We start from the raw sequence: 19527 nt of genomic DNA on the forward strand, positions 1-19527 counted from the left end.
TGACCATGACACCGCACACAGGCACGGCCCTCGTCACGGGCGCATCGTCGGGGATCGGCGCGACCTATGCCGATCAATTGGCCGCCAGAGGCCACGACCTCGTCCTCGTTGCCCGTGACGCCGCCCGCCTGCGGGCGGCGGCCGAGCGCATCGGGCAGGCGACCGGCGTGGCCGTCGAGGTCCTGCCCGCCGACCTGACGCGACCAGCGGACCTCGCAACGGTCCGGGATCGCGTCGCCACGGACGCGCGCCTCGCGCTCCTCGTGAACTGCGCCGGGCTCGGGCCTCTCGGGCCGTCGCTCGACAGTCCTGCGGATCTCTACGACGGGATGCTCGACCTCAACGTCCGGGCCTTGCAGACCCTGACCTTCGCGGCGGCGAAGGCCTTCGCAGACCGCGGCAGGGGCGCCATCGTCAACGTCTCCTCGGTCGTGGCCCTCATCCCGGAGCGCTTCAACGCCGGCTACGCCGCCCAGAAGGCCTTCGTGCTCGCCCTGACGCAGGGGCTCGCGGCCGAGATCGGCGGCAAAGGCGTGCAGCTCCAGGCAGTGCTGCCCGGCGTCACCCGCACCGAGTTCTTCGACAGGGCAGGCGCGGATATCGGGCAGATCCCCGCGGAGATGATCATGGAAGCCCGCGACCTCGTGGCGGCGGCCCTTGCCGGGCTCGACGCGGGCGAGGTTGTGACGATACCCTCTCTGCCGGATCCTGCCGATTGGCAGGCCTTCGAGGCCGCCCGGTTCCATCTCGGCCCGAACCTGTCTCGCCGGGCGCCAGCCGCCCGATACGGTTTCGGCTGACAGCACTGGCCTACGGGGCCTGCGTGGAGGACGAACGTTCGATGCTGCAGGTCGTCTTGGAAGAGCAGAGCACGTCGGACTCCGAAGCCACCCTGATCGCCCATCGTCCGCCGGAGCGACCGAAGGGTCCGGGCGGCTGGCGGCAGGTGGAGGCCCTGCCCATCGGCCTGTTTGCGGCGGTGATGGGCCTGACCGGCCTGAGTGTCGCTTGGACGATGGCGCACACCCGGTACGGCGTCCCCCTCTGGCTCGGCAAATCCATCGGGCTGATGGCCTGCGCCGCTTTTGTCGCCCTCGCGGCGGGCTACGGCACCAAGGCTGTCATCGCCGCCCCGGCGGTGAAGGCCGAATTCCGCCATCCCATCGCGGGCAACCTGTTCGGCACGCCGCTGATCAGCCTGCTCCTCCTGCCGATCCCCCTGGCGCCCTTGAGCCTCACCCTCGCGCGCCTGCTCTGGATCGTGGGTGCCCTCGGCATGACCCTCTTCGCGTGGTGGGTCGTGACCCGATGGCTGAGCGACCGGCAGCAGACCGCGCATGCGACGCCGGCCTGGATTGTGCCGGTCGTCGGCCTCCTCGACGTGCCCCTTGCCCTTCCGGTTCTGGGCCTGCCGCCGATGCCGGGCGTGATGGTGTTCTCACTGGCCGTGGGACTGTTCTTCGCCGTGCCCCTGTTCACGTTGATCCTGTCCCGCCTGCTGTTCGAGCCCCCGCTCCCTGCCGCCTTGCAGCCGTCGCTCCTGATCCTCGTTGCGCCCTTCGCGGTGGGGTTCTCGGCATATGTGGCCACGACGGGAACGGTGGATCTGTTTGCGGAGGCGCTCTTCGCGGTCGCCGTGTTCCTCCTCGCCGTACTGCTGCCGAAGCTTGCCCGCTTCGGGCGGAGCTGCCCCTTCCGCGTGTCTTGGTGGGGCGTGAGCTTCCCCCTCGCCGCAGCATCCGTCGCGACCTTGCGGGTCGCGACGGCGCAACCGGGCGCGGCGATCGACATCTTCGCTGTCGGCCTGCTCACGCTCGCAACGGCGGTGATCGGATGGCTGCTCGCCCGGACCCTCGTCGGACTCGCCCGCGGGGAGCTGCGCACGCTGGCGCAATGACCGGCGAGGGCGACAGGTCCCGGCTCACCCGCGCCGAAGAGTTTGAACGTCCACATTTGAGAGGCTGCGAGAGCTGGCTGTGTGGCCACAAAGGGCGCGTCACTGCCAGCTTAGAGGCGGAACTGGCGTTCGGTTACAGGAGCCGCACAAACGCTCTTAAAGGACTGCGTTGGGTCGCTTCCGGAACGGCGGCTCGGGGTGGTTTCGCGACGGTCCGCTTTTGGACGGAGAAGCATCAAAGCGGACGTCGCTGCCGTGCCCGCTTCCGACGCCGTGCCAGCTCCCAAGGGACCTGCTTCTGGGCATTCAGCAGCGCAGATTTCGGCGCGGTGGTTGGTGGTCTCGTCGGGCGCCTGTTGTAAGATCGGAGCTATGCCCGGCATCTTCGATTGGCTCAGCAACCGTAGGTCGTCCGAACAGCGTGGCCCTGGCGTCGCGGCGCATTCCAATATGACAGCTGGGGATGCGCCCGGCGAACCCTATGCCCTTCTCTCGGCTCGGCTTGGCGACTACCCGCCCGACACGCCGCTCCATCGCGGTGATCCCAGGGGACTGATGCCGGAGCAACGCGCCGAGAACCTAGCCCAGTTTCTCGCCCGCGACCCCAACCGGATCGCCGTCCTCGTCTCTTGGCTCGCCCGAGAAGGGCTTGACGGAGCTGCCGTGCTGAAGGGCGACGAAGCAGCGCTGGCGGAGGGTCGACGGATCGATGCGTGGCTTGCCGGCTGGGTCCCGCACCGCCCCTTCGACCCCGTACTGGGCGATGGCGAGGTCGGTCCGCCGCGCGCCCGCTGGTTTGCGAGCGACCGCGCGGGTGCGGATCTCGTGTTCAGCTTCGTTTCCGATCTGGCACGGCTCAACGCCGCGGCCATCGCTGCGGCTGATCCGTTGTTCTCTTGGGCGGTCGTAGAGGATGCGCTCGAGGCTGCGGCCACCGCCGACCTGATCGACAATCCCCATGGGGAGCCGAGTGACCGGCGTTACCACCTCTGTCTCGTCAGGGACACTTACGACGGCTCGATGCCGATCATCCTCGACGTGCCGCTCGCGATGCTCTGCCTAGTGCATGGGCGCATGTCGCCGCTCGGCCTACCGGTGCCGGCGGAGTTCCCGATCGGGCTGCATGCAATCCGGTCGGGCGCCTATGCTTGACAGCTTTCTTCGCGAGCGATCGCAAGCTGCAAGAGCCGCTCGGGGTGGTTTTCTGCCCGTCTGCTTCTGGACGGCGAATGCGCGTTTCGGACTTGCTCAGCGGGAAGGCTCTGCTGCGACCGCGCTCCAGTCCGGCAGGGGAAAGGTTCGATCGTAGGCTAGGTTGAAGAGGAAGGCGTAGGCCACGTAGAAGGCCGCGATCGCGATATCCATGACGAAGGCCTGGGAGAGGCCGATGCCGAGGTACCAAGCGATCGGGGGCAGCAGGATCAGGAGCAGCCCCGCTTCGAACAGCACGGCGTGACCGACCCGTAGGACGAGGCTCTTGCGCGTGTGCCCGACCAGCCGCTGCATCGCTTGATCAAAGCCGAGGTTGTAGGCGTAGTTCCACGCCGTCGCCACAAGGGCGCTGCCGATGCCGATCACGCCCATGTCGGAGGCGTGCAGGCCGAACAGCATGGTCCCGAGCGGAATGATGAGGGCGAGCCCGACAACCTCGAACAGGATGGCGTGGCGGATACGGTCGCGTGTGCTGCGCATAATTTTGCCTGGAAAGCGTCTCTGGTCCGCTGCCTTCTATCTGTGATACGTCGACCAACAAGTTAGAAGGCATCTGGAAGTCAGATAGGTGGCCGTCTCTCTCGACCAACTTCAGGCTTTCGTCGCGGCGGCCGAGGCCGGATCGTTTTCTGGGGCGGCCCGGGTGCTGCGCAAGGCGCAGTCGGCCGTCAGTACACAGGTGGCGAACCTTGAGGCGGATTTGGGTCTCACCCTGTTCAGCCGGACGGGCAGGAACCCAGTGCTCACCTTGGCAGGGGAGCGGCTGCTGCTGGAGGCGCGGGTCGTGCTCGACCGGAGGGAGCACTTCATCGGCGTGGCGAGCAGCTTGGAACAGCGGGTGGAGAGCCGGCTGGTTGTTGCCATCGACGAACTCTATCCCGAGCATGCCCTCGGCGCTCTGTTCGCCGACTTCGCCGCGCGCTTCCCCTTCGTGGAACTGGAGCTGCTCTTCCCGCTGATGGAGGATGTCAGCCGCATGGTCCAGTCCGGAGCCGCCGACCTAGGCGTGATGTGGCGTCAGGAGGTGCTGCCCACAGAGCTCGGCTTTCAGACCATCGGCTGGGTGCCCCTGAAGCTCGTCTGCGGGCGCGACCATCCGCTGGCGAAGGCGCGTGTAGATTGGGAAGAGCTCAAGCGCCACCGCCAGATCCTCGTCGCCGCGCGCAGCGACGGGCCGGAGAAGCGCCGTCTGCGTGTGGCGGCCGAGGTGTGGTGGGTGGAGAGCCACTGGGTCATTCTGGAAATGGTGAAGCACGGGATCGGCTGGGCCTTTGTCACCGATCACGTCATCGCCGCGTCCCTGACCGCGCCATACCTTGTCACTCCGGACCTGCAGTTCGACAAAGGCGACTGGCCGATCGCCCTGGAATTGGTCTGGCACAAGCAGCGCCCCTGCGGCCCCGCCGCGGCATGGCTCCGCGAGCGCTTCGCGGCGGAACGGGTCGGCAGTTTGTCAGGAGGCAGCCGAACAGGCTGAGGGAAGAGCGCTGCTGGACAGCCGGCGAATGGCCGCTTTCGGAAACCGCTGACGGCTGACTGGACGACTGGGTAGGGTCGCTTCCGGAACGGCGGCATGGAGTGGTCTCGAGACGGTCTGCTTCTACTGCAGATCGGGCCAATGTGCTGGTTCGGAGTCGGGAGCCGATCGACGAATTGCTCGTCCCGCGCGGTAGAAGGCTCAGGGACTCTCCGAAGATGGTCCGGTCTGTGCTTGCCCCTGCTGGCCACCCGATCGTGTCGGTCCCTGTCGTCGCTGGGCGCGCGGCCGGACGATGGGTTTGCCCCCAATGGAAGGGCGGCGCCCCTTCTTATTCCACCCCGGTGCCCCCATGCCCGAATGCCTCGTCTTCCGCGTGCCCGCGCAGCATCCCGCCGACGTCTCCCAGGTGATGGGCCTCGTCGCTTCCGGGGCGGTGGAGGTGACCGAGATTGTCGCGATCTTCGGCAAGACCGAGGGCAACGGCTGCGTGAATGACTTCACCCGGCAGCTTGCGGTGATGGCCCTGGAGACGGCACTCGCCACCGCCCTCGGCTGCACGGCGGCGGAGGTCGGAGCGCGGATCGCCCTCGTCATGTCCGGCGGCACCGAAGGCGGGCTGTCGCCGCACTTCCTCGTCCTCGCCCGGCGTGACGGCCCCGCGGTGCCGGTGGGCAAGGCGCTCGCCATCGGCACGGCCTTCACCCAGGCGTTCCGGGCGGAGGAGATCGGCCGGATGGCGCAGGTCGAGGCGACTGCGGCGGCGGTCGGCCGGGCCATGGCAGAGGCGGGGCTCACCGATCCCGCCGACGTGCATTTCGTGCAGGTGAAGTGCCCGCTCCTGACGAGCGCTCGGATCGCCGAGGCGGCCGCCCGGGGCCACGGCGTTGCCACACACGACACCTACGCCTCGATGGGCTTATCCCGCGGCGCCTCGGCGCTCGGCATCGCCCTCGCCCTCGGGGAGGTCGACCGCGAACATCTTACGGATTCCGCCATCGGCACCCGACGCGATCTTTTCTCCGGCCGCGCCAGCTGCTCGGCGGGGATCGAGCTGATGCGCAACGAGATCATCGTGCTCGGCAACTCCCAGGGCTGGACAGGCCCGCTCGCCATCGCCCACCGGGTCATGGACGACGGCATCGACCTGCCCGCGATTCGGGGGGTGCTCACCGACCTCGGCTTCCTGGAAGCGGGGCAGTTGCCGCCTCATGACTCGGAGCGCGTGATCGCCCTGCTCGCCAAAGCCGAGCCCTCCCATGACGGCCTGATCCGGGGACGTCGCCACATCATGAACGACGACAGCGATATCAACGCCACCCGGCACGCCCGCGCCTTGGTCGGCGGCGTGGCCGCTGCGGCGATCGGCCGGACGGACCTGTTCGTCTCCGGCGGCGCTGAGCATCAGGGGCCGGATGGCGGCGGGCCGGTAGCGGTCATCGCCCGCGTGAGGGACTGAAGCCGTGCGCGGGGCTGCAGAAGTGCGTCCGCTTTGCTGAGGGCCATTCCCCAAAGCAAGCTGGTAGCGCTCGGCCAGCTCCCGCGGCGCCAACGCGCCTCCGACTGCCTCCGATGGCTGGATACCTGCTAGTCCGCTTTTGGACAGTTCGTGCATACAAGCGGGCCGTCCTGGCAGGCTACGCATCGGCGACCCTCGAAGCTCTGCGAGCCGCCCGGAGACCTGCATCACGACCGGCGTCCGCCCCTGCGTCGGCCGCACCGAACTCCCAGGGCCACTTCCGTTTCGACCCAAGTGCGGGAGCGCGTCTAACATTGAAGGTCTTCAGCGTCGTGGCGGCGCGGTTTGTCGGCAAAGCCACGCGTGCGATCACATGGTGGTGCTTCACGCCGAACCGTACCTCCGATTCCCCTATCTTCATGGGCGACATCGAAGGGACGGTCGAGAATGCGACAGGTGAAAGTCAGGCTGATGGAGTCGGGTCTGCGCCCCCGGCGGACGCGCTTGGAAATCCCCGGTTGGGCGGGCGATCCCGAGCCCCGCACGAACGGTTCGCAGGAATATGCCTGGCACTGCATCCCCTTTTCGGAGGCGGCCAAGGGCGGGATCGAGCTGTTCTACCCCTACGACAGCGAGCTGCGCGTGAGCACTCGGGACGGAAAGCTGGTCTTCGAGGGAGCGTTCGCCGAGCCCGGCGAACCAGGGCCGCAAGGGCCGCCGTTCCGGAGCTTCGGCGACGCCTACTACACCTACCAGATCCTCATCGACCTAAAGGTGGATGAAGGTTGGGCGATCAAGACCGAGACCCACCCTCGCTTCTACACCGACCGGACCGGAACCGTGCCGGTCGCGGTACCGGCCCTGATCCGGCACTGGTGGCCGATGATGTACTTCATGGTGTTCAAGTCCCCGGACGAGGGCCGCACCCACGTGTTCCGGAAAGACGAGCCGTTCATGCAGGTCACCGTCGTCCCGGCCGAGGCCGACTTCGAGCTTGTGCCCATGTCCGAGGAAGAGGCGGCCGAGCGCGAACTCCAATCGCGGCGCATCTACGCCAGCCGCGAGACGCTGGCGGCGGACTCGCAGTGGACCTCGGCGACCCACACGGTCTTCGACGGAACCTACCGGCGCATCCTGGGCGCCGCCAAGAGCCAGCGGTGAGGCCGGGCGGGGTGGGAACCATCCACCCCGCCGCAGCCGGCTCAGTACCCGTACGGCACGTAGTAGCCGTGGTGATGATGGTGATGGTGATGGTGGTGGTACCGCCGGTAGTACCGGTGGTGATGATGGTGATGGTGATAGAACGGCGGGTAGAAGCCGTGATGATGGTGATGATGATGATAGTAGTATTGCGCCTGCTGGACCGTGGCCTCGCTCTCGGAGGCTGCCGGTAGCAGTTCGGCTTTCGCCGCGGCCTCGTCCGCCTCCTTGAGGAGCGCAACCGCGTTGGGGATGGGCTTGAGCAGGTCGGCGTAGCTCTCGGCCTGCATGGCCGCAGTCAGCCTGGTCTCGGCGGGCATCGCGGCCTGCGCCGGGTCGGCGGCCGCGAGCAGGGTGACGGCCCCGATCAGGCCAGCGACTGTCTTGTCCATCGACGGAATCCTTCCTTGCACGGCGCGGCCCGCCCCCGAAGAAGCGCGGACGGAAGCGCCGCCGGAAACACCACCCGCCATAAAGCCGTTCCGGCTTGCCCAGCGCTCGGCAATCACTTCTCCGGCATGAGCATCCAAGTGTATGCTGCCACTCGCTATTGCCGACGTAGATGTTTGGTGAAATGAAATTTAGTGGATTTTCTTCGCGTCCTCAGTTGCTGCATCTGGCGCGACTACGGCATTGAGTCGTTGGCGTAACCCAGCGGCGCGTGCATGCCGCTTTTCGAGAAGACGGCGATGACGGGACGCTGGCGGTGGGCCTAGCTCGGTCGTGGACTCATAAAGTCCGCAGCCAGACCCGCAGGGCTGCGAGCTTGACGCTGGCGAGGAAGTTGTCGGGGTCGTTGTCGTAGCGGGTGGCGACGGCGCGGAAGTGCTTGATCTTGCTGAAGAAGCGCTCGACTGAGTTGCGGCACTCGTACAGGAACGGGCTGAACGCCAGGACCTGCTGACGGTTGGGCATCGGCTTCACGTTTGCCCACGCGCCCTGCTCCGCCATCCGGGCACGTAGCGCGTCACTGTCGTAGGCCCGGTCACCCAACAGGATCTGAGCTGCACCCAACCCGCCCAGCATGTCGGCCGCCGCGCGTCCGTCATGCGCTTGGCCTTCCGTGATCTTGAGCACCACCGGACGGCCCTCGGCATCCACCAGCGCGTGGATCTTGCTCGTCAGGCCGCCGCGCGAGCGACCCATGCCACCGGATCGGCCGTCTTTTTTGGGGCGCAGGCAGCGGGCTGGTGCACCCGCACGCTGGTGGCGTCGATCATCTGCAGGTCGCCCTCGTAAGCATCTGACACGGCATCCAGAAGCGGACCCCAGATGCCGCGCTTGCGCCAGCGCCGGAAGCGGTTGCCGCAGGTGGTATGCGGGCCGTAGCGCGCCGGGATGTCGGCCCAGGGTGCGCCCGTGCGCAGCCGCCAGACGATGCCGTCGAGCACCCGCCGGTCATCCACGCGCTCCTTGCCGCGCACGTCCGTCGGCAACAGCGGCTCGATCACCGCCCACTCCGCATCCGTCAGGTCAAACCGCGCCATCCACGCCCCTCCTGCTCAGAGGGCTAACGATGGCGCGGTTCAACCGTGCCAGCCATTTTGGGTTCGCGACCTAACGCTTCTTGCCCAGCTCGGCCGCGATGTCCTTGGTCATTCGCCCGACTTTGCGATGCGCGGCCGTAAGCTGGTCGTGCGTGACACCCCAGCGCTTCATCCAGAACTCGACAGCCTTGCGTTCCGACAGATCGAGGCGGTCCTTGTCGATGAAGCCACGCTTGTCCTTGAGGCCGGCCATGGGGATCCTGTTGGGTTGAAGACCTGCGGTCTGTGAAGAATCTCACGACGGACTGGCGAAGCATGAGCGCGAGGCGTCGCAAGCTAAGCTCTTCGCATTCGTGAAATCAGAAATAGTAAAAATTTATACGATAACTGCTTGTCAGGCGAATAGAGCGGCTAATCTCCGGGCACTTTCTGCTCGGCTTGATATTTGAGCCACATCGCACGATCAACTTCGGCGCGCTTGATGCGGTCGGACTCTTTCTCATGCGTCAGCCACAGGACAACGCCGACCATCGTCGCTAGGACGAGCGGGCCGAGGAAAAGAACAACCATCTGTGCGAGCGTCAGGCTCACGCGCGCAGGGCTCCGAGCAGGCGTCTGGCCACCAGATGTAGTATGCCTGCCAGGAGACTCCAACCAACCAGGAGAGCGCTAGCTGTCAGCGCGCTGGCGGTGCCCGAGAAAATCGCCACTGACGGAGAGATACCGCCGACAGCCACGGAAGCGACTGCGACGCCGTTGACCCACATCGCCGTCAGCTTCGCCCGCTCATTGCGGATCAGCTTGGCGTCGTCGGGGCTCAGTGGCGGGATTTCGGTATCGGCCATGACACGGGGCAGCTCGGAGCAACCGAGGGGTTGAATAGAGGCTCGATCCGTGAGGTTATTTAGAACAAATCAGGAACAAAATCCAGGGTCGATCTCGCCTTATCGCGCGCTTTGGCGCCACCATCCCCAATATACGAGAGCCCGGATTTCGGCGGTCATCGGCAGCGAAGGCGGCCCCGATGATGAGCGTGCCCGCTTCTCGGATGGGGTCGGCAGCGGCTTCTAAGCGCGCAATTTGCGCTCAGATGCCGGTAGCTAGGCCAAGCCCAGCTTCACGTGCGCCTCGGCGGGCGTCATCTGCCGAATGGCTTCCTCGGAAAAGCCAAGCTCACGAAGCGCCGCCCGCTGCCGGTTCGTGATCATCAGCGACAAGGCAGGAGACGTTTCAGGCGCGGTGCCCGTAGTGTTCAGCTCGGTGTCCTCAGCGCGGCCGACACGGTCGAGGAACGTTTCCTTTGCCGCAGCCTGATCCAGGCTCAGCCGAAGGTCGTCATCAGTTCCCGCCATTCCCGGCCCTCATTGCTGCTCTGCCGGCTTAAGGTGTGCGTCGGATCAGCAAGGGGACGACGGTACAGCCCGCTCTGACGAAGCGGCAGGCTGTGGCCGTCAGGGCTGTTCCGTCAGGGCGGATCTCGCCTACCGTCGCCCCGAGTGGAAGCGGTGACGCCAGCCCTCATTGAGCCTGCGCTCCTCAGCGCTCTCCTCCGGGACAGCGTCCAGACGCAGCAGGATCATCGCAAAGCCGTTCTTCTGAAGGTAAACCTGCTCATAGAGGTCCGGAGCGTGGAGGTCGCGCTTCACATCGATCCAAAGATCGGCACTGCACGCGACGGTGTCGCTCGCGATATTCGGCTGGTTCGGACTGCTGTGATAGAGCGAGCCTGTCGGAACCGGGTTGCCGGCCGCGTGGATGATGGTCGGAAAGGAGAGGCTACGGTAGCATCGCTGCACCCGGCCGTTGCCCGCCACGACGATGGCAATCCGCTCAGGATGGTACTGCACGTAGGCCCGAGCCGCCGCCTCCTTTCTGACCGCGAAGTCGCGCGCGAGCACAAGAACGTGTTGCAGATCGGGCTCGCGAAAGGCCGCCATGGCTCCCCGCAGGAGGTGCGGAGGCATCAGTATGAGAGTGGCGAAGCGGTTGGCCTCCACCTCCCTGCGTTGCCGCTGATCGCCCTCCTTCGCTGTGACGCTTTCAAGCGACAACCGGAACTGACCCCTTCGCGTCACGAGGATCTGACCCCCATGCCGGTTTCCTCGCCTAGACGGGCGTGGGGTTGGGGACGATAGCGGCCCTCTGTAGAAGTCCGCTGCGACGCTTCTCGCGCAGGCGGTAGCTGTCACCGCGGATGGTGACGACGTGGCTATGGTGCAGCAGCCGGTCGAGGATGGCGGTGGCCACCACCGCGTCCCCGAACACGCTGCCCCACTCGCCCACCGCCCGGTTCGAGGTCACCAGCATCGCGCCGCGCTCGTAGCGGCGACTGACGAGCTGGAAGAACAGGTGCGCGGCATCCGGCTCGAACGGCAGGTAGCCGAGCTCATCGATGATCAGCAGCTTCGGCTTGGCATAGTGCGTCAGCCGCTCCTCCAGCCGCCCCTCGGCGTGCGCCTTGGCCAACTGCGCCACGAGCGTCGTGGCTGGGGTGAACAACACGCCGTAGCCGGCCACGATCGCCGCACGCCCGATCGCCACCGCCAGATGCGTCTTGCCCACCCCGGGTGGTCCGAGGAGCAGCACCGCCTCACCGTTGGCGATGAAGCGGCCGGTGGCGATCTCGCGGATCTGCGCCTTGTCCAACGAGGGCTGTGCGCCGAAGTCGAAGCCGGTCAGGTCGCGCACGAACGGGAAGCGGGCCAGCCCGAAGGCCATGTCGATGCGCCGCTGATCGCGCCGGGCGATCTCCCGCTCGCAGAACAGCGTCAGCGCCTCGCGGATCGTCAGTTCGCCCCGGCCGGCCTCGTCGATCAGGCTGTCGAGTTGGTCACGCATGGCCGTCAGCTTCAGGCGGTCGAGCAGTACGGTGAGGTGATCGTGTTCCTCGCTCATCAGAAGCCTCCCCCGGCGACAGCCTCGTACTCGGCGAGCGGACGCAGCAGTTCCGGCGTCGCCACGAGAGGAGGCGGGTCGCGCCGATGAGCCGGTCGCTCACGGCTACCCACGAGCCCGGCCAGATGAGCGTCGTCGACCGCACGGCCGTGACGTCCCTTCAGTTCGGCATGCGCGGCGACCTCCCGTCCGCCGTGGTGGACGCGCACCACCGCTCCGCTCACGGTGACCCGCACCCGCTCACCGATCAGCCGCCAGGGTACCGAGTAAGCGTTGCCGTCGACCGCAACCGCGCAGTCCGCTCCGACCCGGCGCACGAGATCGCGCGCGGCGGAAAACGGCGGCACGCCCGCGAGCGGCCGTAGCGCCCGAGCCTCGTCGCGGGCGAACCGCTCGCCCGGCGCCTCGCCGGTCGTGCCGTGCACGCGCCGGTCGGCGACGTCCCGCGTCCAGGCATCGAGATGCGCCTCCAGGGCTGCGAAGCTCGCGAAGCGGCGGCCGGCCACGGCATTGTTCTTGACGTAGCCGACGCCGCGCTCGTCCTTGCCCTTCGTGCGCGCCCGGTACGGGGCGCAGGCCCGCACCCGGAAGCCCCAGTGGCGGGAGAAGGCGTGCAGGCGCGGGTGCAGGACGACCTCGCGGCTCACAGGGTCGTGGTGCAAGACCAGGGCGCGAGCGTTGTCGAGCAACACCTCGTGTGGCACGCCGCCGAAAGCCCGGAAAGCGCTCTCCAGCCCGGCGAACCAGTCCTCCTGCCGTTCGTGGCCGAAGGCACGCACGTGCAGGCGGCGCGAGTAGCCGAGCGTCGCTACGAACAGGGAGACCCGAGTCGGCACGCCGCCGATCTCGACGCGCCGTTCGCCAAAGTCGATTTGCATCTGCTCGCCCGGCCGCGTCTCGAACCGCACGCTCGCCCGCGCGGCGATCACCAGATCCCGCCGCAACGGCGCGACCGCCCGCTCCACCGTGCGCAGGCTGACGTGGATGCCCTTCTCGGTCGCCAGATCCTGGCGCACGACGTCGGCGTTGCCCGCATGCTGCCGGAAGCGTTCGACCAGCCAGTCCGCCAAGCCGTCGAGCTGCTTCGAGCGCGAGGGCGTCGCGCAGGGGCGCCAATCCCCCCGTCGCAGCCACTGCTTCACCGTGTTCTTCGAACAGCCAAGCTCGGCTGCGATCCGCTTCGCGCCCCAGCCGAGCGCCTGCAGCCGCATCATCGCCGACACGTCGTCCGGCGTCTTCATCTCGGCCCTCCACGGATCGTCCATCCGCGTCAGAGCCTGAGCCTCGTTCCTGATCATCTCGACCTCCTCGCTCATCGAGGGGGTCAGATCCTCATGGCGTCAGGGGGTCAGTTTGCCGTGTCGCCTGACAGACGCAGAGCAGGTCAGAATTCTTGCACAGGAACCGGCCGGGCTGATCCGGGACGTGGTGCGCCATGAGGAAGTGGCCGAGTTCGTGCGCGATGGTGAAGCGGCGACGCGGTTCGCCCACGCGCTTGGCGAGGATGGTGCCATCAGACCGCTTCGCGTCGGTAACGAGGCCGCCCTCGAACTCGTCGCTGTCGATGTCTTCGATCCGGCGGATGCCGAGCCGCGCGCAGAGCTCTTGGATCGGCACCGGCACCGGAAGGTTCGGCTCGGCCTTTAGGATGCGTTTGACGAGCGCCTCCGGCGAGCCCGCGTCCACGAGATCCATCCTGCTGACCGACATCCGCGCAGCCCCTTTCCGCCCCTGAGCCGATCCATCGGGCCGCCCCGCGCCCGCGATCCCAAGATCGGACTGTGGAGAGTTTGTGCGGGCGGTAACTCAACTGCGCCATCGCGAGCGAGGGCCATACTGACGCGGCTCGGCGGCCCCGACATCCCAACGGCATCAGTGAGGCTGAGATTGATCCTCGGCACCGATGTGCGCGACCGCGAACTCAATCAACGCCACCTCCTGGGTCGGTTCATCACCGATCATAGAATGCTTGCTCGCTAAGGCTGAATGCGAGCGCGTGCCCTATCTGAGGGATGCGTCCCCACGCTCGTTATGGTCAAGCTTGCGACAAACGGGGGATGAGCAGTGACCGAAGGGCCAAGCACCAGAGCCCCCGAGCGGGCTCACCAATCCGATCTCGCGCGCTTCCTTCTCCGCAGCGTGGCAGTCAGCTTGAGCGCGGCTGCGCTGGCGGCCTGCGCGACTCTTGCCCAACCGGGGCCGGGCGGACGGCTGAAGGGTAAGCTCATCGTGGAATGGAAGGGTGAGAACCGGTTCGCCTACCTCCCGGACCCGAAGGACCCGCTCACCTTCGTGACGACCGACAACCGAGCCATCATCCCGCAGCCAATGTACACCGATGGCGGCTCGATCCCGCCTATCCTCCAACCCATCCCTGGCTTCTCACCCTGGGGGTATGGGCCGGCCTACATCGTTCACGACTGGCTGTTCGAGCAGCACCGCTGCGGCTATCCCGGCGCGGACCAGATCAGCTTCGACGACTCTGCGCGCATTCTGGGCGAGGTCATCGACACGCTGATGCGCGAGGGCATGGTTCCGCAGAATCCGGAGGCTCGCAGGCTGATCGAGGCAGGGGTGCGGACACCCTTCGCGCGCCGGTTGTGGGACGCACCTCCAAGCGGGACAAACTGTCAGACGCCGGCCGTGGCGAGCCTGCGCCGGGCCACTCCCGAGGGGCCGACCGTTGTCCAGATCGACTTCTCACGCCCGCGACGGTTCCGCTAGGCTCTGAACCGGATCAGCGTGGCCGCCACGTGCCGGCTCTCGAACCTCCTGCACGCCACATCCCCCTACCGAGGTGGGGCATCAGCCCTTCCGCGCGCGCGGCCACGGTCCTTCAACATCCGAAATAGGCCGGTACAAGCCGATGCGAAATGTGGGGCGCAACGTGGGCTGACAACTTCAGCCCTTCCGATTTCGAAAATTAAAACAGCAACTTAAGCCACATAGGTGGCGGAGACGGAGGGATTCGAACCCTCGATACCCATTTCTGGGTATGCTCATTTAGCAAACGAGTGCCTTCAGCCGCTCGGCCACGTCTCCGGCGCTCTGGCTCTAGAAGGTCGCATCCGGCGGGTCAACCCGATCCTGGCGGGCGGCGGCCACGCGGCGGCGCTCGACATGCTTCGCGACGCGCAGATGCCGCGAGATCGCGTAGTTCATCGCCGTCAGGAAGCCGTAGGTGCCGCGCACGAAGTGGCGGCGCCCGAGATAGGCCTTCAGGAAGTTACCCGGCAGTTCCACGAACACCCGCCAGGTCGGGATCACCACACCCCGCGTCTCCAAGTCCTCCGCCTGCTGGTCGGAGTAGCGATTCAGCTTGTCGAGCTGGTCGCCGAGCGAGCGCACCGAGAAATGATGGATCACGCCCCTGAGCCGCCCCGGCGTGACGCCGGGTTCCAGCGCCACCCGGTCGTGCACCGGCGAGGCGGCGTAACGGCCCCGGTCCTTCCTGTAGAGCCGGACCGGCGTCAGGGTGTAGGCGAGCGGGTGCGGACGGCCCTCGCCGGGAAAGATCTCCGCGATGCCGATCCGCCACGCCGGCCGGCGCGGCTCGCCCGCAGCCCAGAGGGCCCGGATCTCCCGGACGAGATCGTCCGGCACCACCTCGTCGGCGTCGAGGTTCAGGAGCCAGACATGCCGGCACTGCTCCTCGGCGAACCGCTTCTGCGGGCCGTAGCCCGGCCAGGGATTGTGGATCACCCGCGCGCCGAGCGCGGCCGCCAGCGCCTGCGTGCCGTCGGTGGAGCCCGAATCGACCACCACGAGATCGTCGGTCAGGCCCCGCACCGCCCGGATCGTCGCGCCGATCCGGTCCACCTCGTTGTGGGCGATGATGAAGACCGACAGCGGCAGCCGCCGGTCGGCCGCGGCGGCCGACGGGGACGCGGGCGCGCCGCTCACGCCAGCCAGTCCGGCACCCGGTCGAGGGCGATCAGCGCGTCGACGTCGAGGCGCGGTCGCACCACGGCCGCCCGGTCCCCCCGCACCAGAACCTCCGGCACCAGGGGCCGCGTGTTGTAGGTGCAGGACTGCACCGCCCCGTAGGCGCCGGCGCTCATCACGGCGATCAGGTCGCCCGCCGCCACCGCCGGCATGTCGCGGTTGAGAGCGAGATAGTCGCCGCTCTCGCAGACCGGACCCACCACGTCGGCGACGAGGCGCGGCGTCCCGGAGCTTGGCTCGAGGACCGGCCGCAGGGCGTGATAGGCCTCGTACAGGGTCGGGCGGATCAGGTCGTTCATCGCCGCGTCGACGATCACGAAGGTGCGCCCCTCGCTGTGCTTCACGTAGAGCACCCGCGTCACCAGGATCCCGGCATTGCCGACGATCATCCGGCCGATCTCGAAGACCGGCCGCAGGCCGAGCGGGGCGAAATGCGGCCGCAGGGTCGCCGCCAGGGCGGCCGGATCCGGCGGCGGCGCGTTGTCGTCGCGATAGGGGATCCCGAGGCCGCCGCCGAAATCGATGTGGCGCAGGGGATGGCCGGCCGCCATGAGCGTCCGGGCGAGGTCCGCCAGCAGCCGGGCCGCGTCGGCGAAGGGCGCCAGATCGGTGATCTGGCTGCCGATATGCATGTCGACGCCGTGCACCGCGATCCCCGGCAGGGCGGCGGCAGTGGCGTAGACCGCCGGCGCCCGGGTGATCGGGATGCCGAACTTGTTCTCGTACTTGCCGGTGGAGATCTTGGCGTGCGTGCCGGCATCCACGTCGGGATTCACCCGGATCGAGACCGGGGCCTTGAGGCCGAGGCCCACGGCCACGTCGGACAGGACCCCGAGTTCCGGCTCGCTCTCGACATTGAAGCAGAAGATGCCGGCCTTGAGCGCGGCCTCCATCTCGGCGCGGGTCTTGCCGACACCGGAGAACACGATCTTGCCGGGATCCACCCCGGCCGCCAGCGCCCGCTGCAGCTCGCCCCCCGAGACGATGTCCATCCCGGCGCCCTGGGAAGCGAGGGTGCGCAGGACGGCCTGGTTCGAATTCGCCTTCATGGCGAAGCAGACCAGCGCGTCGTCGGCCGCGAAGGCCTCCGCGAAGACGCGGTAATGCCGCTCGAGGGTGGCGGTGCTGTAGCAGTAGAACGGCGTCCCGACCTCCGCGGCGAGGCCGGTCAGGTCGACCGCCTCGGCGTGCAGGCGGCCGTCGCGATAGTGGAAATGGTGCATCTCGGCCGTGTCTCGTCTGCGCGCCGGAGCGCGGCCTGTTTCCCGTGAAACACCCCGCCGCAGGTCGACGCGGGCGCACGCCGACGACCGGATCCGACCGGGTCACCGGGCGCGGAGCACCACGACGGCCTGCCGGCGGCGTGGCGCCGTGCCGGCCTCAGCCCTCTACAGCAGCGGATCCAGAATGAAAGGCTCCTTCGGCACGCGGTAGCCCCGCCGCGCGCCGCGGCTGGTCTCCACCGGCGCATCGGTGCCGCCCGGCGGCACTGCCGCCACGGAGAGTTCGTCGCCGGCGCGCACCGAGGCCGCATCCGGCTCCGGGGCACCCCCGCCGAGGCCGACGGAGACCGGCAGCGTCCGCCGCCCGGTCGCCGCGCCCCCGCTCGCCGGCGCGGCGGCCGGGGCCGCCGTCTGCGGCGGTTCCAGGGCGCCACGCCGCCCGCAGGCGGAGACCGCCAGGGCCACGAGGCCGGACACGGCGAGGAGTTTCAGGGCGGGTTTCGACAACATCGCGCGAGGGTCCGGCGGGCTCGGCACCGGCACGCGAGGGCCGGCGGGAGCGCTACCTTAGCCGTTGCCGAGCCCCGGCGCGAGCGCGCCCCCGCCACAGGCCGGGCTCGGTCCTCGGCCGATGGCCCGCTCGGGGGACTTTCGGCCGAGGATTGTCAGCGGAGAGGCGTCAGCCCCGCCGCTCCTTGCCGCCCTGCGAACCCTGCCGGTTCTTGGCGGGGGCGTTCTGCTGCTGCTCGGCCTCGTAGGCGTCGATCGCCCGGCGGCAGTTCTCGCTCAGCTTCTTCCAGTTCTTCTGGAAGCAGGCGTCGGTGGCCGGATCGTCGGGGGCCAGATTGCCGCAGTAGGTCAGGTAATCGCCGGTGCAGTACTTCTTCAGGGTCTCGTTGCCGCGCTTCGTCTGCTGCGCCGCCGCCGGCAGCGTCAGGACAACGGACGCCGCGACGGCGAGGGCGATCGGCTTCAGGCGCATGGGTATCCGTACCATCTGTCGAAGTTGTGAATGCGTGACGCGTCGACGTTGCGATGATGCCTTTGCGTGGTCGAAACAAGGCAGTCGTCGCAGGTTTTCGGTCCGGTTCTGGTGGTAGAGGCCCCGTTTCGGAGGCGGATCCGCTCAAACCCGTTCGTGCTGCGGCATCGGCGCGGCTGCGCGGGGCATCCGGCCCGGGCCCGTGAGGGCGTCGGCGACCTCGACGATTCGCCGGCGCAGATCGGCGTTCTCCCGCTCGATCCCGGCTTGCCGATCCGGTTGCCGGTCCGGCTGCCGGTCGGCCAGGGTCAGGGCCAGAGCCTCCTCGGCCGCCTTCAGGCTGGCGCGCAGATCGTCGCGCTCGGCCGCCAGCGCGGCGGCGTCCGGTGCCGGGGCCGTGCCCCGCCGGAGCGTCAGGAGGCTGTCGAGCAGGTCGGCATGGGCGTCCTCGAGGGCCTGGAGCGTCGCGAGGCTCGCGGTGCCGTCCTCGCGGGCGATAGCCAGTTCGGCCTCGAGCTCCCGGGTCTTGGCCTGGACCTGGGCGATTTCGGCATCGCGGGCCGCGACATCGCGTGCCAGGGCGGCAACCCGCATCGTCCCGGCTCCGATCGCCGCCATGTCGGCCTGCCGCCGCGCCTCGACCGTCTCGACCCGGCGCTCCAGGCGGCGCTGCTGGACGGCGAACTGCGCGCGCAGGAAGTCGCGCTCCGCCGCGATCTCGGCCGGCGACAGGGGCAGGCGCGCCTCGGCCCGGCGTCGCTCCAGGCGTGCGGCACGCCCATTGAGGGCCGGCAGCAGCAGCAGGCCGCACAGGCTCGCCGCCAGGAAGCCCAGCGCGAAGATCATCACCGTTTCGATCACGAGGGTGCAGTCCGCGCATCCGGCCGGAAGACCCGACCCAAGTCCACTCTAGCCCAGGTTGGCCGCGGGGGTGAAATCCTGCGGCACCGGTCAATCAGAACGGATTCCTGATCAGAACGGGTTCCAGGTCGGCTCACGGGTGAACTTCAAATAACCGACATTGATCCCGAGGCGCGCGCCCACGCCGCTGCGGATCGGCACGACGATGGTCCGGTCGTTGACCACCGCGGTCATCCCGAAGCCGCCCACGAGGTAGGCCGAGCCGTCGACGCCGGCGAAGCGGCGATACAGGTTGCGCACGTTCGGCAGGTTGTAGACCAGCATCATGGTGCGCGCGCCGTCGCCGCCGACGTCGAAGCCGAGGGACGGGCCCTGCCAGTAGATGCGTCGCTGCCCGGCATTGCGCGTGTAGAGGGTGCCCTCGCCGTAGCGGACGCCCGCCACCAGGGCGCCGCCGCCCTCCTGTCCGAGGATATAGCCGTTGGGCTCGCCCCAGCGCCGGCCCGCCTCCTCGACGGTGAGCGCGAGGCCGCGCGACACGGTGCCGAAGAACCGGTGGCCGGATTCCACGATCTCGCCGGGGCGGAAGGTCTCGGGCGTGTCGAGGTCCTCGCCGGCCGCCCGGGCCGGCTCCGCGGCGGCGAGGCCGGCGAGAGAGGCGCCGAAGGGCGCGCCGAGAGCCAGGCCGAGGCCCGCCCGCAGCAGGGTGCGGCGGTCGGTGCCGCGATCGTCTCGTGCCATCATCGTTGTCTCCTCGCCCGGTTCGATTAACGGTTCGTGCGATGGACCTGGGCCGCTCTCGTCCCGCCGGGCCGGCAGCGGCCGCGCCTGCGCCCCGGATCGGCCGGGGCGCCGCCATCCATCCGGGCCGTGCGTCCCGCGAACCCGG

At 68.2% G+C, this 19527-nt stretch carries 24 protein-coding genes and 1 tRNA gene; 7 read left to right on the top strand and 18 right to left on the bottom strand.

The genetic code is table 11. The features are described from left to right. Nucleotides 1-5 precede the first annotated feature (5 nt). The 3 genes from ABC766_RS18785 (at nt 6) to ABC766_RS18795 (ending at nt 3049) form a co-directional block, all read left to right on the top strand. A complete protein-coding gene (locus tag ABC766_RS18785) occupies nt 6-800 on the top strand; it encodes an SDR family NAD(P)-dependent oxidoreductase (protein WP_043352356.1) in 795 nt (264 codons plus the stop codon). A gap of 41 nt (nt 801-841) precedes the next feature. Then, complete coding sequence (locus ABC766_RS18790; RefSeq protein WP_345819219.1) at nt 842-1897, top strand: SLAC1 anion channel family protein; 1056 nt, start codon at nt 842-844, stop codon at nt 1895-1897. Nucleotides 1898-2269: 372 nt separating this feature from the next. Then, nucleotides 2270-3049: a hypothetical protein gene (locus ABC766_RS18795; RefSeq protein ID WP_345819220.1), complete on the top strand. Its 780-nt coding sequence runs from the start codon at nt 2270-2272 to the stop codon at nt 3047-3049. Between the two features lie 96 nt (nt 3050-3145). Here the strand turns inward: ABC766_RS18795 and ABC766_RS18800 are convergent, their stop codons facing one another. Further along, nucleotides 3146-3589, bottom strand: coding sequence for a PACE efflux transporter (locus ABC766_RS18800; RefSeq protein WP_342143856.1), 444 nt, complete (start codon nt 3587-3589; stop codon nt 3146-3148). 88 nt (nt 3590-3677) lie between these two features. Between ABC766_RS18800 and ABC766_RS18805 the strand changes: the two genes are divergently transcribed. The 3 genes from ABC766_RS18805 to ABC766_RS18815 all read left to right on the top strand — a co-directional run bounded on the left by ABC766_RS18805 (nt 3678) and on the right by ABC766_RS18815 (nt 7206). Continuing rightward, nucleotides 3678-4586: a LysR substrate-binding domain-containing protein gene (locus ABC766_RS18805; protein ID WP_043356184.1), complete on the top strand. Its 909-nt coding sequence runs from the start codon at nt 3678-3680 to the stop codon at nt 4584-4586. A 352-nt stretch (nt 4587-4938) separates the two neighbouring features. Next, the gene (locus ABC766_RS18810) at nt 4939-6045 is read left to right on the top strand and encodes a ring-opening amidohydrolase (protein ID WP_342143858.1); all 1107 of its coding nucleotides are present in this window, start codon (nt 4939-4941) and stop codon (nt 6043-6045) included. Between the two features lie 447 nt (nt 6046-6492). Then, the gene (locus ABC766_RS18815) at nt 6493-7206 is read left to right on the top strand and encodes a DUF6065 family protein (RefSeq protein WP_342143859.1); all 714 of its coding nucleotides are present in this window, start codon (nt 6493-6495) and stop codon (nt 7204-7206) included. 41 nt (nt 7207-7247) lie between these two features. Here ABC766_RS18815 and ABC766_RS18820 read toward each other — a convergent pair whose 3' ends face one another. The 10 genes from ABC766_RS18820 to ABC766_RS18865 form a co-directional block, all read right to left on the bottom strand. Continuing rightward, nucleotides 7248-7637 carry a hypothetical protein gene (locus ABC766_RS18820; RefSeq protein ID WP_345819221.1) on the bottom strand — a complete coding sequence of 130 codons (390 nt, stop codon included), beginning with the start codon at nt 7635-7637 and terminating at the stop codon, nt 7248-7250. Between the two features lie 337 nt (nt 7638-7974). Further along, nucleotides 7975-8732 (bottom strand): IS5 family transposase gene (locus tag ABC766_RS18825; protein ID WP_342143861.1). Its coding sequence is split into 2 segments (ribosomal slippage): nt 7975-8417 and nt 8417-8732, totalling 759 coding nucleotides; the frame shifts between segments, so codons are not numbered across the junction. A gap of 70 nt (nt 8733-8802) precedes the next feature. Beyond that, nucleotides 8803-8985 (bottom strand): DUF3606 domain-containing protein, encoded by a 183-nt coding sequence (locus tag ABC766_RS18830; protein ID WP_345819222.1) that lies wholly within the window; start codon nt 8983-8985, stop codon nt 8803-8805. A gap of 158 nt (nt 8986-9143) precedes the next feature. After that, the gene (locus ABC766_RS18835) at nt 9144-9323 is read right to left on the bottom strand and encodes a hypothetical protein (protein ID WP_043352371.1); all 180 of its coding nucleotides are present in this window, start codon (nt 9321-9323) and stop codon (nt 9144-9146) included. After that, nucleotides 9320-9577, bottom strand: a complete 258-nt coding sequence (locus ABC766_RS18840) for a hypothetical protein (RefSeq protein WP_053622063.1) — start codon at nt 9575-9577, stop codon at nt 9320-9322. Before ABC766_RS18840 ends, ABC766_RS18835 begins: the two co-directional genes overlap by 4 nt. A 255-nt stretch (nt 9578-9832) precedes the next feature. Then, the gene (locus ABC766_RS18845) at nt 9833-10084 is read right to left on the bottom strand and encodes a hypothetical protein (protein WP_043352373.1); all 252 of its coding nucleotides are present in this window, start codon (nt 10082-10084) and stop codon (nt 9833-9835) included. A 129-nt stretch (nt 10085-10213) separates the two neighbouring features. Next, the gene (locus tag ABC766_RS18850; protein ID WP_345819223.1) at nt 10214-10669 is read right to left on the bottom strand and encodes a hypothetical protein; all 456 of its coding nucleotides are present in this window, start codon (nt 10667-10669) and stop codon (nt 10214-10216) included. 169 nt (nt 10670-10838) lie between these two features. Continuing rightward, a complete protein-coding gene (gene istB / locus ABC766_RS18855; protein ID WP_127991182.1) occupies nt 10839-11627 on the bottom strand; it encodes an IS21-like element helper ATPase IstB in 789 nt (262 codons plus the stop codon). Continuing rightward, entirely contained in the window at nt 11627-12925 is a 1299-nt protein-coding gene (gene istA, locus ABC766_RS18860) for an IS21 family transposase (RefSeq protein ID WP_427902312.1), read from the bottom strand. The genes istB and istA overlap by 1 nt, the downstream gene beginning before the upstream one ends. A gap of 34 nt (nt 12926-12959) precedes the next feature. Beyond that, the gene (locus ABC766_RS18865) at nt 12960-13313 is read right to left on the bottom strand and encodes an ImmA/IrrE family metallo-endopeptidase (protein ID WP_345819224.1); all 354 of its coding nucleotides are present in this window, start codon (nt 13311-13313) and stop codon (nt 12960-12962) included. Nucleotides 13314-13691: 378 nt separating this feature from the next. Here ABC766_RS18865 and ABC766_RS18870 point away from each other — a divergent pair, with 378 nt between their 5' ends. Continuing rightward, the gene (locus ABC766_RS18870) at nt 13692-14351 is read left to right on the top strand and encodes a hypothetical protein (RefSeq protein ID WP_345819225.1); all 660 of its coding nucleotides are present in this window, start codon (nt 13692-13694) and stop codon (nt 14349-14351) included. A gap of 226 nt (nt 14352-14577) precedes the next feature. Here ABC766_RS18870 and ABC766_RS18875 read toward each other — a convergent pair. The 7 genes from ABC766_RS18875 to ABC766_RS18905 all read right to left on the bottom strand — a co-directional run bounded on the left by ABC766_RS18875 (nt 14578) and on the right by ABC766_RS18905 (nt 19382). Then, a tRNA-Ser gene (locus ABC766_RS18875) sits at nt 14578-14669 on the bottom strand. Nucleotides 14670-14681: 12 nt separating this feature from the next. Continuing rightward, entirely contained in the window at nt 14682-15530 is an 849-nt protein-coding gene (locus tag ABC766_RS18880) for a glycosyltransferase family 2 protein (RefSeq protein ID WP_345819226.1), read from the bottom strand. Further along, nucleotides 15527-16795, bottom strand: coding sequence for a diaminopimelate decarboxylase (lysA, locus tag ABC766_RS18885; RefSeq protein WP_345819227.1), 1269 nt, complete (start codon nt 16793-16795; stop codon nt 15527-15529). The genes ABC766_RS18880 and lysA overlap by 4 nt, the downstream gene beginning before the upstream one ends. A 165-nt stretch (nt 16796-16960) precedes the next feature. Continuing rightward, complete coding sequence (lptM, locus tag ABC766_RS18890; RefSeq protein ID WP_043352391.1) at nt 16961-17305, bottom strand: LPS translocon maturation chaperone LptM; 345 nt, start codon at nt 17303-17305, stop codon at nt 16961-16963. A 169-nt stretch (nt 17306-17474) separates the two neighbouring features. Then, the gene (locus tag ABC766_RS18895; protein ID WP_043352393.1) at nt 17475-17777 is read right to left on the bottom strand and encodes a hypothetical protein; all 303 of its coding nucleotides are present in this window, start codon (nt 17775-17777) and stop codon (nt 17475-17477) included. A gap of 144 nt (nt 17778-17921) precedes the next feature. Next, nucleotides 17922-18638 carry a hypothetical protein gene (locus tag ABC766_RS18900; protein WP_345819228.1) on the bottom strand — a complete coding sequence of 239 codons (717 nt, stop codon included), beginning with the start codon at nt 18636-18638 and terminating at the stop codon, nt 17922-17924. 111 nt (nt 18639-18749) lie between these two features. After that, nucleotides 18750-19382 (bottom strand): DUF1134 domain-containing protein, encoded by a 633-nt coding sequence (locus ABC766_RS18905; RefSeq protein WP_043386928.1) that lies wholly within the window; start codon nt 19380-19382, stop codon nt 18750-18752. Between the last annotated feature and the right edge of the window lie 145 nt (nt 19383-19527).

This window comes from Methylobacterium fujisawaense, from assembly GCF_039619325.1.
Taxonomy (GTDB): domain Bacteria; phylum Pseudomonadota; class Alphaproteobacteria; order Rhizobiales; family Beijerinckiaceae; genus Methylobacterium; species Methylobacterium fujisawaense.

Excerpts from the sequence above, each read along its gene's own strand:
- ABC766_RS18850 (WP_345819223.1), bottom strand. The coding sequence starts at position 10,669 with ATGGCGGCCTTTCGCGAGCCCGATCTGCAACACGTTCTTGTGCTCGCG.
- ABC766_RS18810 (WP_342143858.1), top strand. The coding sequence starts at position 4,939 with ATGCCCGAATGCCTCGTCTTCCGCGTGCCCGCGCAGCATCCCGCCGAC.
- ABC766_RS18790 (WP_345819219.1), top strand. The coding sequence starts at position 842 with ATGCTGCAGGTCGTCTTGGAAGAGCAGAGCACGTCGGACTCCGAAGCC.
- ABC766_RS18785 (WP_043352356.1), top strand. The coding sequence starts at position 6 with ATGACACCGCACACAGGCACGGCCCTCGTCACGGGCGCATCGTCGGGG.
- istB (WP_127991182.1), bottom strand. The coding sequence starts at position 11,627 with ATGAGCGAGGAACACGATCACCTCACCGTACTGCTCGACCGCCTGAAG.
- ABC766_RS18795 (WP_345819220.1), top strand. The coding sequence starts at position 2,270 with ATGCCCGGCATCTTCGATTGGCTCAGCAACCGTAGGTCGTCCGAACAG.
- ABC766_RS18840 (WP_053622063.1), bottom strand. The coding sequence starts at position 9,577 with ATGGCCGATACCGAAATCCCGCCACTGAGCCCCGACGACGCCAAGCTG.
- ABC766_RS18845 (WP_043352373.1), bottom strand. The coding sequence starts at position 10,084 with ATGGCGGGAACTGATGACGACCTTCGGCTGAGCCTGGATCAGGCTGCG.
- ABC766_RS18800 (WP_342143856.1), bottom strand. The coding sequence starts at position 3,589 with ATGCGCAGCACACGCGACCGTATCCGCCACGCCATCCTGTTCGAGGTT.
- ABC766_RS18820 (WP_345819221.1), bottom strand. The coding sequence starts at position 7,637 with ATGGACAAGACAGTCGCTGGCCTGATCGGGGCCGTCACCCTGCTCGCG.
- ABC766_RS18815 (WP_342143859.1), top strand. The coding sequence starts at position 6,493 with ATGCGACAGGTGAAAGTCAGGCTGATGGAGTCGGGTCTGCGCCCCCGG.
- ABC766_RS18895 (WP_043352393.1), bottom strand. The coding sequence starts at position 17,777 with ATGCGCCTGAAGCCGATCGCCCTCGCCGTCGCGGCGTCCGTTGTCCTG.
- lptM (WP_043352391.1), bottom strand. The coding sequence starts at position 17,305 with ATGTTGTCGAAACCCGCCCTGAAACTCCTCGCCGTGTCCGGCCTCGTG.
- ABC766_RS18830 (WP_345819222.1), bottom strand. The coding sequence starts at position 8,985 with ATGGCCGGCCTCAAGGACAAGCGTGGCTTCATCGACAAGGACCGCCTC.
- ABC766_RS18905 (WP_043386928.1), bottom strand. The coding sequence starts at position 19,382 with ATGATGGCACGAGACGATCGCGGCACCGACCGCCGCACCCTGCTGCGG.
- lysA (WP_345819227.1), bottom strand. The coding sequence starts at position 16,795 with ATGCACCATTTCCACTATCGCGACGGCCGCCTGCACGCCGAGGCGGTC.
- istA (WP_427902312.1), bottom strand. The coding sequence starts at position 12,925 with ATGATCAGGAACGAGGCTCAGGCTCTGACGCGGATGGACGATCCGTGG.